The organism is Kitasatospora sp. NPDC088779 (genome assembly GCF_040685395.1).
GTDB lineage: Bacteria > Actinomycetota > Actinomycetes > Streptomycetales > Streptomycetaceae > Kitasatospora.
The window spans coordinates 1-12742 of sequence record NZ_JBFBHW010000069.1 but is presented as its reverse complement, the minus strand read 5'-3'; the positions used below and the strand labels follow the sequence as shown (position 1 = coordinate 12742).

Annotated in this window: 14 protein-coding genes and 1 pseudogene; 8 read left to right on the top strand and 7 right to left on the bottom strand. The window is 70.9% G+C overall.

What is annotated here, in order from left to right:
* Positions 1–593: 593 nt before the first annotated feature.
* From AB0P03_RS37265 to AB0P03_RS37250, 4 genes are all read right to left on the bottom strand, one after another.
* Positions 594–809, bottom strand: coding sequence for a hypothetical protein (locus tag AB0P03_RS37265; protein ID WP_363633117.1), 216 nt, complete (start codon positions 807–809; stop codon positions 594–596).
* Positions 810–1050: 241 nt separating this feature from the next.
* Entirely contained in the window at positions 1051–1209 is a 159-nt protein-coding gene (locus AB0P03_RS37260) for a hypothetical protein (RefSeq protein WP_363633115.1), read from the bottom strand.
* A 309-nt stretch (positions 1210–1518) separates the two neighbouring features.
* Positions 1519–1764, bottom strand: a complete 246-nt coding sequence (locus AB0P03_RS37255; RefSeq protein ID WP_363633113.1) for a hypothetical protein — start codon at positions 1762–1764, stop codon at positions 1519–1521.
* Between the two features lie 145 nt (positions 1765–1909).
* A complete protein-coding gene (locus tag AB0P03_RS37250) occupies positions 1910–2398 on the bottom strand; it encodes an Imm21 family immunity protein (protein ID WP_363633111.1) in 489 nt (162 codons plus the stop codon).
* 923 nt (positions 2399–3321) lie between these two features.
* On the opposite strand from AB0P03_RS37250, the gene AB0P03_RS37245 reads away from it, so the two are divergent.
* The gene (locus AB0P03_RS37245; RefSeq protein ID WP_363586064.1) at positions 3322–3672 is read left to right on the top strand and encodes a beta/gamma crystallin domain-containing protein; all 351 of its coding nucleotides are present in this window, start codon (positions 3322–3324) and stop codon (positions 3670–3672) included.
* Here the strand turns inward: AB0P03_RS37245 and AB0P03_RS37240 are convergent.
* Positions 3639–4667 (bottom strand): DUF4389 domain-containing protein, encoded by a 1029-nt coding sequence (locus tag AB0P03_RS37240; protein ID WP_363633109.1) that lies wholly within the window; start codon positions 4665–4667, stop codon positions 3639–3641. The genes AB0P03_RS37245 and AB0P03_RS37240 overlap by 34 nt on opposite strands.
* Here AB0P03_RS37240 and AB0P03_RS37235 point away from each other — a divergent pair.
* Together AB0P03_RS37235 and AB0P03_RS37230 are read left to right on the top strand one after the other, a co-directional pair.
* The gene (locus AB0P03_RS37235) at positions 4630–5385 is read left to right on the top strand and encodes an alpha/beta hydrolase (RefSeq protein WP_363586062.1); all 756 of its coding nucleotides are present in this window, start codon (positions 4630–4632) and stop codon (positions 5383–5385) included. The two genes, AB0P03_RS37240 and AB0P03_RS37235, sit on opposite strands and share 38 nt — an antisense overlap.
* Positions 5378–5836 (top strand): winged helix DNA-binding protein, encoded by a 459-nt coding sequence (locus tag AB0P03_RS37230; protein ID WP_363633107.1) that lies wholly within the window; start codon positions 5378–5380, stop codon positions 5834–5836. Before AB0P03_RS37235 ends, AB0P03_RS37230 begins: the two co-directional genes overlap by 8 nt.
* A gap of 348 nt (positions 5837–6184) precedes the next feature.
* Here the strand turns inward: AB0P03_RS37230 and AB0P03_RS37225 are convergent, their stop codons facing one another.
* Entirely contained in the window at positions 6185–6856 is a 672-nt protein-coding gene (locus tag AB0P03_RS37225) for a TetR/AcrR family transcriptional regulator (RefSeq protein ID WP_363633105.1), read from the bottom strand.
* A gap of 381 nt (positions 6857–7237) precedes the next feature.
* Between AB0P03_RS37225 and AB0P03_RS37220 the strand changes: the two genes are divergently transcribed.
* The 4 genes from AB0P03_RS37220 (at position 7238) to AB0P03_RS37205 (ending at position 10367) form a co-directional block, all read left to right on the top strand.
* On the top strand, positions 7238–8221 hold the full coding sequence (locus tag AB0P03_RS37220; protein WP_363633103.1) for a hypothetical protein: 984 nt from the start codon (positions 7238–7240) through the stop codon (positions 8219–8221).
* A gap of 115 nt (positions 8222–8336) precedes the next feature.
* Positions 8337–8591 (top strand): hypothetical protein, encoded by a 255-nt coding sequence (locus AB0P03_RS37215; protein WP_363586058.1) that lies wholly within the window; start codon positions 8337–8339, stop codon positions 8589–8591.
* A 16-nt stretch (positions 8592–8607) separates the two neighbouring features.
* Positions 8608–9465, top strand: a complete 858-nt coding sequence (locus tag AB0P03_RS37210) for a thaumatin family protein (RefSeq protein WP_363633101.1) — start codon at positions 8608–8610, stop codon at positions 9463–9465.
* Positions 9466–9548: 83 nt separating this feature from the next.
* Positions 9549–10367, top strand: a complete 819-nt coding sequence (locus AB0P03_RS37205) for a glycoside hydrolase family protein (protein ID WP_363633099.1) — start codon at positions 9549–9551, stop codon at positions 10365–10367.
* A 183-nt stretch (positions 10368–10550) separates the two neighbouring features.
* Here AB0P03_RS37205 and AB0P03_RS37200 read toward each other — a convergent pair whose 3' ends face one another.
* Complete coding sequence (locus AB0P03_RS37200; protein ID WP_363633098.1) at positions 10551–10874, bottom strand: hypothetical protein; 324 nt, start codon at positions 10872–10874, stop codon at positions 10551–10553.
* 290 nt (positions 10875–11164) lie between these two features.
* Here AB0P03_RS37200 and AB0P03_RS37195 point away from each other — a divergent pair.
* A pseudogene (locus AB0P03_RS37195) lies at positions 11165–12606 on the top strand (NF041680 family putative transposase).
* The last annotated feature ends 136 nt before the right edge of the window (positions 12607–12742 follow it).

Below are 12742 nucleotides of genomic sequence, written 5' to 3'. Positions count from 1 at the left end.
ACGCGCGGAACGGGAAATCTTCCTGTCATGGATGGCTCTGGAGGGTTAACAGTACGGGATCGTGCCGAAGAATTTCCGGCCCGGTGGCGCCGGCGGGACCTGGTGCCCGCTGGTACCGGCGTCCCGGGGACGGGTGATCATGAAGCGATCCACCCGCGCACAACCGTCCTGCGTCCGCACCGGGCCGGCCCTGCGGCCTTGGAACCCGGACGGTAACCGCCGGCCGCGAGATCGCCACACCCCGGACCCGACCGGCCAGGCAGGCAGGTGGTCCCGGGTTCCGTCACCGCGAAATGGTGACTGGGCATCACGAACAGACCCGCCGTGCGCGTCGGTCCCCGATACAGTCGGCGACTTCCCGGCCGGCCCAAGGAGGTGGCGTCGAGGATCATCCGGGCGACCTGACGGGCGGCCGGTTCCCGGGACGTCAGCTTCGCGGTGCCCTCGACTTCGGGGACACGAGCCTCAATTCGGCCGTACGGGCGTTGACTTCAGCGGCATGCCGGCGCGTGGGCGGCGTGGGCGAGAGCGTCGGCCTGATCGGCCGCGATGGCCGGCGAGCGGGCCGCACCGTGTCGGCGTCTGCTGGCCGCTCAGTCTCCCCGGATGAAGCCGATCTGGATCTCCGCGAGGAACGACCGAACCCCGATGCACGGCCAGCCGGCTGCCTCCACTGCTCTGACGCTCAAGTCGATCTCTTTGCGGATCTTCTTCATCGTCACGCCGGGGCCGTCGATATCAAAAACAGCGGCGAAGTCGGTATCGCCCCGGTCAAAGGCCATCCTGGCGTCCGAAACAAGCTTTTGCATACGCCATGCATGGATCAAATCCCATGGCCATCCCCCTGAGCAGGTGCTGTGTACCTCGGTCCGCCGAGAAACTCGCTCATCAGGAAAGCCTTTACCCGGGCCCCAGTCTCCTAAAGCCCGATCTGGAGGTGCCGTGCCCCGACCCACGGTGGGTCCCTGGGGGCGGAAACCGCCGCCCGATGACCTGCGGTTGGTAGGTTTCCCCCAGGAAAAGCCAGCGGGGCGCCGGTGATGGTCGGTTTCAGGCGAGGCGGCCCGCGCGGGCGGGAGCAGCGGTACCGCTGCCGCGGCGGATCTCGTCGAGGACCGGCGTGCCGCGTTCGTCGCCGCGCAGGGCCAGGGCTGCGGCGGCTTCGAGGCGGGCGTCGAAGTGGGGGTCGGTGAGGTGGGCCGCCAGCACGGCGCGCAGGGCAGGGATGTCCAGCAGGACGCGGGTGCCGAGGGGGAAGTGAGTGAAGCTGTGAAGCGGACCGGGTGACGGAAGCAGGGTCGTCGACCAGGCGCAGAAAAGGACGGCGAGCGTGTCGGGCCGGTCGCCCAGGAGGGCGGGGAACGCCAGAGCGACGCAGTGGCGAACACCCGGGTCCGGGTGGTCGGCGTGGGCCAGGACGGCCGCGAGCTCCTCGCGGGAGCAGTAGCCGGTGAAGGCCGCGATGACGGTGTGCAGGGCGTACGGGTCCTGCTCGGTGTCCAGCCGGGGCCGGAGGAACTATGCGGCCTCCCGGGTGAACGGCGACTCGTCGTCGTTGTCGGCATCGAAGCCGAAGCCGAAGCCGAAGAAGTTGATCACGTCGAACGCGAAGCGCCGGCGATCGAGCTCGCCGCCGTCCTCGGCCTCCTCCGCGACCGCGCGGGCCCAGTCGAACCTGTCCTGGCTCTGCGGCTCGGCGACCCGGAACAACGACGCGAACCAGTCGTCGTGTTCGGGGCCGGCAAGGGCCAGGGCGCGGGCCATCAGCTCGTCCGGCGTGCGGTGGAGCGAGTTTCGCCTCCAGGCCGGTGACGACCGCCCGGTGGGCCGGGAGCGGCACCGCCCCAGTGCCCGCACCGGCCCCGGACTTCAGGGCCGCCCGTCTCCGCACAGGGCCCCGGACGTCCGCTCACCGTGGCAGCAGGCGCTCCAGATGGAACTGCGCCCGCCTGTCGGGCTCGGCCTTCAGCGACTGGACCAGGTAGCGCCCGGGCGGGAACTCGACGGTCAGGTACTCGCCGCGCTCGAGGACGGCCTCACCGTCGTAGAAGGCGTCCGTGAGCAGGTACCGCCCGGCGGTCAGGTCGAGGAACGGCCCGTCCTCCCACACCCCCGACCGCAGCGCCTCGCGCACCAGCGGCCGGACGTCGTCCGCGCAGTCGAAGTGGAGCGGCCTGACGAACACCCGCTCCTCGGCCGGCCACCCGACCAGCAGCGGCTCCCCGCCCAACACCAGCACGTCCCCGTGCCCGGGCACCGGGTAGGCGGCCGCGTAGTCCGCAGCGGCCTCCAACAAGGCCTCGTCGCAGCCCGTCCACCCCTCGGCGACCGTCTCGGGACACAGCACGAACAGCCCCGAGTCGGTCCCGTCCAGCCAGCCCTGCTCCACGGTCAACATACGGGGGATCCCCGCACGTCAGAGGGGACTGACGGTGCGCGGGCAGGTGGGCCACACGACTCGCGTGTACCAGGCGATCGCTCACGATCCACGCGCCCGGGCGCAGCACGGTGAGCAGGTCCGTATACGCAACGGCCCGCCGCCGCCTTCCTGGAGGAGCAGGTCGTGCAGGCGCTCCCGCCCGCACAGCCGCACCAGCGCCGCCCCGGTCAGCGCCCGAAACTTCCGACAGCAGAGCAAAACCAGCGGCCGAAAGCGGCACGGCCCCGCAGGCCACCCCCATCCACCTAGCTGATCACATCGACGCGGGACACCTACCCGGCCGGCCCGAACGAAGACGCCCGGTCTGGGCGGCGGCCTTGTCGAGTGCGACGGTCAATGGGCCGTCTGTTCCTCGGCCGGGCCCTTCTCGCCCGTGTTCTCCGCCAGGACGAGGCCAGCACTGACGGCGACGTCGAGCACGTGCTCGCAGTACGCCGCCGGTGTCCTCCGGTGGTCCGGGCGCAGCGCGGCGGGTTCGGTCCGGGCCGGAAGCGTGGCGGCGGCGCGGCGTCCGGCGACGGTGGGACACCGCAGGGTGCGAGAGTCCGACCGGGTGGTCGTGCGGGCGGGTCCTCCCCTTCATCCGGTGTCGGCAGGATCAGCTCCGGTGGCCAGACAAAGGACCAGGCCCCCGACACGCGACCCGCACCCCGCGCCGAGGGATCGGCGCGGCCCGGACGGCCATGCGGGTCCGCGTGACAGGTGACAGGTGTGACAGGTGCGACAGGTGCGGAATTCAGCTCAGCAAAGTCCGGCAAAAGTCCCGGGAAATGGAATGATGTCCGAAAATCGTTACACCAGGTTGTGACCTGAACACCTCTTGTTAGTGTCCCTTCAGTTCGACTCGCATGCCCCACCTCACACACCAGGGAGTTTGCGTCATGCTGAAGCGACGAATCGCCGTGGCCGCCGGGGTCGCCATGATGGCTCTGGCCGTCGGCACCGTGCCCGCCCACGCGACCAACGAAGTCAACTTCGCCGAATGCCTGTTCGCCAGCGACTACTTCACCATCGGCATCACCAACGACAACGGCACCGGTTTCAGGAGGTGCTTCGCGAACGCCGGCGACATCTGGATCGACCAGAGGTCGGTCACGAGTTTCAGCAGCGGCAACAACGCCGGGTACTTCGAGTACGAGCCCGGCGACGGCTCCCTCTACCGCCACACCTTCGGCAAGAACCAGGCCATCACCAAGAACTACGGCACCATCACGACGCTCCACATCAACTGAACCACCGGCCGGTCACAGGAGGCCGTGCCCCTGTGACCGGCCCCCCACGGGGGGCCGCCCCTCGGCGGAGCCGTCGCGGGCGGGCCCCGTGGCACGCGGTCGGCGGGGCCCGGGACGAGGGGCGCGAGGACGCGCTGGGTGGGGTTGACGAACTCGTCGTTGCCGTCGTCGTCCGAGTTCACCGAGGCGGCGACCGACCCCGTCGCCCAGGAGGCCAGGCCGAGCAGGAGGAAGAGGACGAGCAGGCCGCGCCCGGCACCGACCAGGACCAGCGGACGGGTGCCCGACGCCGGGCCCTCCGGTTCGCTGCCCGGCTCCTCGCCGAACAGGCGCTCGGGGTAGGCCGACGAAAGCATCGTCAGGTAGATGGTGTGGCGCATCCGGTAGCGCAGGACCGCGGCCGTCGCCTCGTACAGCGGCTGTGACATCCGGCCGAGGGCCAGGACCACGAGCCAGACCACGAACGACGCCGTCCGCCAGCCCCCGTACGCCAGGCCCTGCGCGATCGAGGCCTCCGACAGCGTTCCCGGACACCCCCTGTCCCTCGGTGGTGCTCCCTGCAGAACTGACCGACATGCAACTCCAGTGGCTCCATCGGAAGAAGACCGCCGTCCCGCCGCCGTCCGCGCCGCGACCGTGTCCCGGCACCCCCGGTGGCCGACCGGACGATGCGGCCGGCGGGTCGGGCGCGATGGTCCCGGTGTCGGACCCCCCGAGAGACCAGGGAGCGGGTGGTGCCGCGCGGGCAGCCGACCGGGGCCGTGGCGATGATCGCGGCGACGGCGCCGAAGGACGCTGGATCGATGCCTTCGAGGCGCCCCGCGGTCTGGTGACCGCCTTCCGCGTGCCAGGGAGGCTCGCACCGCTCCCGAGGCCGGGCGAGTCCAGGGAAAACAGACCAGGAAGATGACCTGGACCACATATGCCACGACACATGTGTCGTGTAATGTGTCTGATATGAGCACTTCAGAGAAGAATCCGACCCTCGTCTTCATCCCCTGCTTCTCCGGCGCCCCGTGGAGCGCCGAGCAACTGGCCCCCTACGGCGAGGCACCCAAACGGACGCTGCGCCTGCCCGAGGGCGTCGACGACATCGAGCGCTACGCCGACCACGTCGAGAGCGCGATCGCGGACCTGGACGACTACGTGCTGGTCGGCGACTCCTTCGGCGCGAACATCGCCCTCGCACTGGCGACCCGCCGCCCGCGGGGCCTGCGCGCCCTGGTCGCGTCCGGCGGCTTCGCGGCCAACCCGGTCGACTCGAAGCCGTGGAAGGCCCTGATGCAGGCGATCGGCAGGGCCCGCGGGCCGCTCTACCGGCAGCTGACACTGCGCGCCCACGCCCACCGCCTCACCTCCCCGTTCGACGGCGAGGGCCAGGTGCCCTGGAGCCAGGCGCGCAGCCGCGAACTGTTCCTCGCCAACACCCCCGCCGTCTCCTTCGGCGCCCGCCTGCGGGCCGTCCTCACCGCCGACTACGTCGACGCGCTGGGCCGGGTCCAGGTCCCGGCCCTGATCCTGACCCCCTCCCACGACGTACTGATCGGCGAGAACGCCTCCAAGGTCATGCTCGCGGGCATCCCCGACGCCCGGGAGGTCGTGCTGCCGCGCACCGGCCACATGTTCCGCTTCTCCCACCCGGCCACCTATGCCGCCGCGGTCAACGACTTCCTCGCCACCGTGCCGACCACCCGGCGAGACGCCGATGCGTAAGGCCGAACACCTGCGGTTCGCGATCCTGGCGGCCCAGCGCGAAGGCAACCGGCTGCTGATCCAGGCCCTCAAACCGCACGGCATCACCCCGTCACAGGCCGAGGTGCTGCGCCTGCTCCAGCAGCACGGCACCTTGAGCCTCAACGGGCTCGGGCAACTCCTGGTGTGCGAGAGCGGCACCAACCCCAGCCGGCTGGTCGAACGCGTCGTCGCGGCCGGGCTGGTCGAGCGCCGCACCGACGCCGCGGACCGCCGCTACCTCCAGCTCAGCCTCACCCCCGAGGGCGAACGCCTGGCCACCGCCGTCGCCGGGATCGAGGAGTCCCTCTACGCCGCGATGGACACCGTCTGTCAGGGCCTGGACATCGACGCGATGCTCACGTTCCTGCACAACTTCATCGACCCCCTGCCCTCGGGCGAGGCCCTCAACAAACGCCTCGCCCTCGACTGACACCCCGCCCCCGACCGACGCCACGGCCCGCACGGGACCGCACGGCCGCACAGGACCGGCCGACCGCGCGCCGGGGAAGGAACGACCATGCGGTTCGAGAACACCCCGACCGTCGACGCGCCCGTCAGCGAGGTCTTCGCCCACCCCGCACGCCCACCTCGCACGGCCACCTCGCACGGCCACCTCGCACGGCCACCTCGCACGCCCACCTCGCACGGCCCGAAAACCTCCGACGCTGGGACTACGCACTCGACACCACCGAGCAGGCCTCCCCGGGACCGATCGGGGCCGACACGACCTACCGCCGGACCCGCACGCTCCCGCGCCCGGCCGAGGAGCACTTCCGCATCACCGCGTACGCCCCCCGAACCTTCTGACCGCGGACGGCGACTTCGGCCCGTTCACCGGCACCACCACCAACCGGCTCACCCCGCTCGACCAGCACGCCACCCGACCGGTCAACACCGTCCACCTCACCGCCCCCGAAGTCCTCAACGCCGTCACCACGGTCACCGCTGCGGCGGACCGCAGTTCCTCCTTCTCCGCGGTGGTCAGCCGGTCGTCGCGCGGGCCGGGGCGGGGTCTTCGGCCTTGGCCAGGGTGGGCTGTGACGCAGTCGAGCACCATGGCGCGCATCCGGTCGACCGTGTCGGCGACGATGGCGCGGATGGCCGGGTTGGTGGTCGCCTCGCCCCAGGTCTGCACGCCGACCCGGGCCTCGGCGGGGTCGATCGTGGCGATCAGGCGGGCGAGCAGTTCGTCGGGGTCGGGCGGGCTGTCGCTCGCGGCGCACTGGCCGAGGGCTTCAGCGCGTTTGGCGAGCAGCGCGTGGGCGGAGGCCCGGACCAGGTCGTCCTTGCTGCGGTAGTGGGCGTAGATCGAGCCGGTCGAGAGGCCGGACTCGGCCGTGATGTCGGCGATCGAGGTCCGCTCCAGGCCGTCGCGGCTGAAGCAGCCTACGGCGGCCTCGGTGATCTGGGTGCGCCGGAGTTCCTTGCGTGCGTCGGTGAGCCGTGGCACCGCGCCCTCCGTCAAGAAGAATTGACGTTCTGCTTGCAGAGGGGACTCTGCAGAATCCCTGCTCTGTTTGGTGCGGGGGCGGGCCACGGGTGGACAAGCCCGGGCCGGAAGGAGGCCGGGAGGCTGTGCTGCCCGTTCCCGTGAACGGGACCGGGCGCCTGGGCCTCGTGGCACGGGGACACCGCGATGCGCGGCCGCAGGCCCGTGGGGCACTGGCGGTCTGTCGGGCTGCGGGCACGGCGACTAACGTACGGGTGCAGGCTCGGTGACGCTTCGTCACCAAGCGCCGCCATGGGTCCGCCATGGCCTGCGCAGTACGGACGGGACTCCATGCCCGGACGCACACCTGCCGAAGACGTCCATCGTGCGACTGGAGACCTCATGAATCCCCTCTCCGTTTCCCGTCGGCAGCGCCTGCGCGCTTCCGGCGCCGCGTGCGCCGCGATGGCGTGTGCCGTCGTCCTCGGTGCCGCGACACCGGCGCACGCCTTCAGCGGGGGGAACCACGAGAAGATCACCCGGGCCGCCCTGGGGCCGGGGGGCTGGCACCAGAACTCGCTGACGGCGATGGCGGACGGGAACTCGGGCGCGATCGTCGCCAACGACCACGGCGAGTACTTCGGCATCGGCAAGCTCCACTGCGACAACGCCGACTACCTCGACCCCAGGTACGACAGCCGCTACCCCCGCACCCGCGAGCAGGCCAACGCCGAGATCATCGACTGCGTCGAGGGCTCCATCGACCACGTCAGGAGGGCCGTCGCCGCCGCGGACCGGCTGGTCGACGCGAACGGGCGCGTCATCGCCACCCAGACCTCCATCTCCCCGGCTTGCTCGTGGAACGACCGACCGGGACGGGCGAAGTGCGAGGTGCTGGAGGACCTGGGCCGCGGCTGGCATCAGATCGAGGACTTCTACGCCCACAGCAACTGGGTCGACCAGGCCGGCCCGGGAGCCATCGGCGTCAAGAACCCCCCCGGCCTGGGGCGCACCGACCTGCCCGTGTTCTTCTCCATCGGTCGTTACAGCTCCATGAGCAGGGCGGACTGGGTCAAGGACGCCACTGGCCACATCCCTCACGACCTGGCGACGGGCTGCTATCCGGACCTCGACCACAGCGGGACGGTTTCCAACTGCACGGGTCGCGTCACTCATGACGGGGTCCTGAACAAGGACACGAAGGACAGTCCGCGCTCGGTCGTCGCCCACAACTTCGACCACGCCTACGACCTCGCCGTCAAGGACATCGCACGCCAGTGGAAGGACTTCGAGGACGAGCTTCAGCTCAGGTATCCGAACAACGGCCGGGCAAAGGCGATGATCTGCGCCATCACCCATGACCACCCGGACAAGACCTGCTCCTGACACACCACCGCGGCGCCGGCCAGGCCGGCCCGAACGGCCCGACCACACCCGCCGGTGGCACCAGGAGACCGGCGGACCCGATGTCCCGCATTCCGCAACGGGAGGAAGGCCCCGCGTGTCCCTTCGACGCACGGCCTTGAGGATCGCCGCCGCGGCGGCGGCCGTATCGGCGATCGCCCTGCCCGCCTCCGCCCACGCCACCGGCCTGTCGACGGCCGGACCGGCACACGCGACGGCGGCGGACCGGGCCGGCTTCGTCATGGGCAAGGCCCAGTTCGACCGGATGTTCCCGAACAGGGACCGGTTCTACACCTACGACGCACTGGTCGGCGCGATGAGCGCCTACCCCGGCACCAACCTGACCTGCTGAGCGGAACGGAGAAGTCATGCGCGGATTCCTGACCAGGCTGTTCGTCGCGGCGGCCGCCGCCGCCGCACTGACCGTGGTACTGCCGAACGCGGGCGCGGCGATGGGCGCGACCGTCACGGGTGCGACCGTCACGGGTGCGGGCGCGGCGACGGGCGCGACCGTCACGGGTGCGGCGGCGCCGACCCGCACCGCGCCGGTTGCGGCCGCCGCGGTCAACCACACGGTGACGTTCGTGAACCACTCGTCGCAGAAGCTGTGGATCGGAAGCGGCGTCAACGCCGACGGGTCGAAGCAGTTCACCCGGCTGCCGGTCCTGGCCCCCGGCCAGTCGGCGACGGTGACGATCCCCGAGACGGCCGCCCCGCTCCACTGGCGTGGGAAGTTCTTCGCACGCCAGGGATGCGGCGGGGCCCTTGGCAGCGCCTTCCACTGCCGGGTGGCCGACTGCGGCCCGGCCGCCGACCACTGCACGACGGGCGAACAACCCGCCAGCCTCGCGGAGTTCAACTTCGACGCCAAGGACGGCGCCGCCCCCTGGTACGACGTGAGCTACGTGAACGCGTTCTCGCTGCCGATCACGATCACTCCGGTGAACGCCACGATCCCGGCCGGCGGGGGCTGCGACACGCGGGGCTGCGCGGCGAACCTGCTGCCCTACTGCCCGCCCGCCGACCTGACGCGCGGGCCGGACGGCAAGCCGATGCTGTGCACCAACCCCAGCCGGGACACCCCCAGCAGCTACAGCCGCGCGCTCAGCGCGAAGTGTCCCAAGGCCTACACGTGGTCCAAGCAGGACCAGGTGCCGGGCAACAAGGTGATGCAGCAGTGCAGCCGCTGCAGCGGCTTCACCGTCACCTTCGGCCCCACCGCGTGAGCCACCCGCCCCGGACCCCGGCCCCCGGACTCCAGGGCCGCCGCGGCCCCCGTCACGACCGCGTGACCGAAGAGAGGAATGCCTTGCCACGTCGAATGCGCCTGTTCACCGCCCTGCTCGCGGTGCTCACCTGCCTCACCGTCGGCAGTGCGGCCGACGCGACCGCCGCCCCGGCGAAGAAGAAGGGCGTGAGCGCCTGGAACTTCACCGACGTCACCAAGGCGCTGGCCGACTCCAGGGCCGGCTGGTTCTACACCTGGGCCTCGGACCGCCAGCAGATCAAGCCGCCGGCCGGCGTCGAGTTCGTCCCCATGATCTGGGGCGCGGGCTCGGTGACCGACGCACAACTGCGAACGGCCAGGCAGGAGGGCACGACCCTGCTCGGCTTCAACGAACCCGACCTGCCGGCGCAGGCCAACATGAGCGTGACCAGGGCCCTCGACCTGTGGCCCCGGCTCCAGTCGACCGGGATGCGTCTGGGGGCACCCGCGGTGGCGGGCGGCGGCGACGTCGCGGGCGGCTGGCTCGACCAGTTCATGAAGGGCGCCGCCGCCCGTCACGACAAGGTCGACTTCATCCCCCTGCACTGGTACGGCTCGGACTTCCGCGCCGACGCCGCGACCGGTCAACTGCGCAACTACCTCCAGGCCGTGTACAACCGCTACAAGAAGCCGATCTGGCTCACCGAGTACGCCCTGATCGACTTCTCCAGCGGCACCCCGAAGTATCCGACACCGGAACAGCAGGCCGCGTTCGTGACGAAGTCGACCGCCATGCTCCAGGGACTTCCCTTCGTCGAGCGCTACGCGTGGTTCACCCTCTCCGCGGACCGTGGCGGCACCGGTCTCTACAACCGGGCGACCCCCAACCGGGTGGGTACGGCCTACCGCGCGGCCGGCTGAGCACACACCCCGCCCCCGTCCACGCACGGCCCCGATCGACCACGACGCCCGGACCGGCGCAGAACCGGGGGTCGGCGAGCCCGGCGGGTGGACCGACGTGTCCACCCGCCGGGCGACGGCTCGTGGCCGATCGGCTCGGCTCGTCGGCCGCCCCCGCGCCGGTCCAAGGGATTCCTCAGGTGGTCACCGCCCGCGAGCGCGCTGCTCGTCACGGCCGGTACGGGGCACCGCCAGGACCGCCCCGTCGGCGCCGGGCGGCAGCGGCGGCAGCGGCCGCAGCGACCGCAGCGGCCAGGACGGATCCGGTGCCCAGGCCGGCTGGCCGCCGGCAAACGGACCGGTGCGGTCCTCCAGCATGCCGATCGCCCGGCCTCGGGCCCGCCCGACCTGACGGCCCGCGCAGTCGTCGACCACACCGAGGCGGCGCGGCTGGGCGTACTCCCCGGTGTCCTTCCAGCGGTGCCCCGACAGGTCGGAGGCGGTGGCCAGGCGGCCGGACGGCGGCAACGGTGGCGGCGTCCAGCCCCCGGGCCTCGTTCCCCGACTCCGTCACGCGGCTGCGCCGGCGGTCAGCCCCCGGCGCAGCCGCCGTTGCGGCAGTCGCGCCAGGGGCCCCAGGCACCGCCCGGGGCCTGCTCGGAGATCTCGGCGGACAATGAGCTTGTTCTTTTTCTTCCACCCTCGAACGGCGTCTCGAACGGGGTCGCTCGCTTGGGGATTCGCCGGACATGAAGGCGGCCTTCGTCTGATCCTGTGCTCCGACCAAGGTGCACGTGACCACGACGAAGGCCGCGAGGGTGAGTCTGCTGCCTGATGCTGTGCGGCGGGAAGCGTTCGCGGAAGCGTCACGTTTCCGGGGAGCGTTCTACGAGTGTCTGACCGCCCGGCGTGACGAGTTGTTCGAACTCGCCGACGCGGTGCTGTGTGCGGACGGTGCGGTGAAGTCCCGGTGGACCTGACACTGCTGCCCGAGCACCGGCGTGGGCACGGAGCGATGTACGGCGGCCTGAACCAAGGCCGGATCGACGTCGTCCGGCTGCGGACGGTGCTGGCCAGGCTGTCGCTGCCGCGCTTCGACGGCGGGCGCCTGGTCCTGGCGGTCGATGTGTCGCCGTGGCTTCGTTCGGACGCGCCGTGCTCGGCGGAGCGGCTGTTCTGCCACGTCTACGGCCGGGCGAAGACGGCTTCGCAGTTCATTCCGGGCTGGCCCTACTCCTTCGTGGCCGCGCTGGAGCCGGGGGCCACGTCCTGGACCGCGATTCTGGACGCGGTTCGGCTCGGTCCGGCGGACGACGCGACCGCGGTCACCGCCGCCCAGTTGCGGGGTGTCGTGGAGCGACTCATCACCGCGGGCCAGTGGCAGGCCGGAGACCCGCACATCGTGATCGTCAGCGACGCCCGCTACGACGTCACCCGCCTGGCCTGGGTCCTGCGTGATCTGCCGGTCGAGTCGGTGGGCCGGGTCCGCTCCGACCGCGTGATGCGCCTGCCGAAACCACCGAGGATGCACGGCGTCAACGGCCGACCGCCCAAGCACGGCCCGGAATTCCGCTTCGCCAAACCGGAGACCTGGCCCGAGCCCGCGATCACCACAGTCACCGACACCATCAACTACGGCAAGGCCGAGACCCAGGTGTGGGACCGGGTCCGCCCCCGGCTCACCCACCGCTCCTCCTGGCTCGACCACGACGGTGAACTACCTCTGGTAGAGGGAGCGTTGATCCGGGTAAAGGTCGAACACCTGTCGAAGGAACGAGAGGCCCCGCCGGTGTGGCTGTGGTCCTCCGAGACCGGCGCCACACCGGATGACGTGGACCGCTTCTGGCAGGCATTTCTCCGCCGCTTTGACCTGGAGCACACCTTCTGCTTCGCGAAGCAGACCCTCGGCTGGACCACCCCGAAACTCCGTACTCCCGAGGCCGCGGACCGCTGGACCTGGATCCTGATCGTCACTCACACCCAGCTCCGCCTCGCCCGCCCCCTCGCCGCGGACCTGCGCCGACCCTGGGAGAAGCCGGCCGCCTCCGAACGGCTCACCCCGGCCCGGGTCCGCCGGGGATTCAGGAACATCCGCCCCCACCTCATCTGCCCGACCCGTATTCCCAAACCCAGAGGCACGCGTCCCGGACGGTCACCAGGCGCCAAGAACAAACACCGCGCACCCCGCTACGACGTTGGCAAGACCGTCAAACGCCCGGAGACCCTCAAGGCCATCGGCAAACCCGGACGATCTTGGTAGATACTGACTTCGGCTCGTCAGGGTGAACTGTCATGGTTTGCCTGACGGGCTCGTTGTGGTGGCTGTATCCGATGGTGTGTGAGATATGCGGATGGGGGCGGGCTGACCGCCACGGGACGGCTGCGCCGGGAGTCGG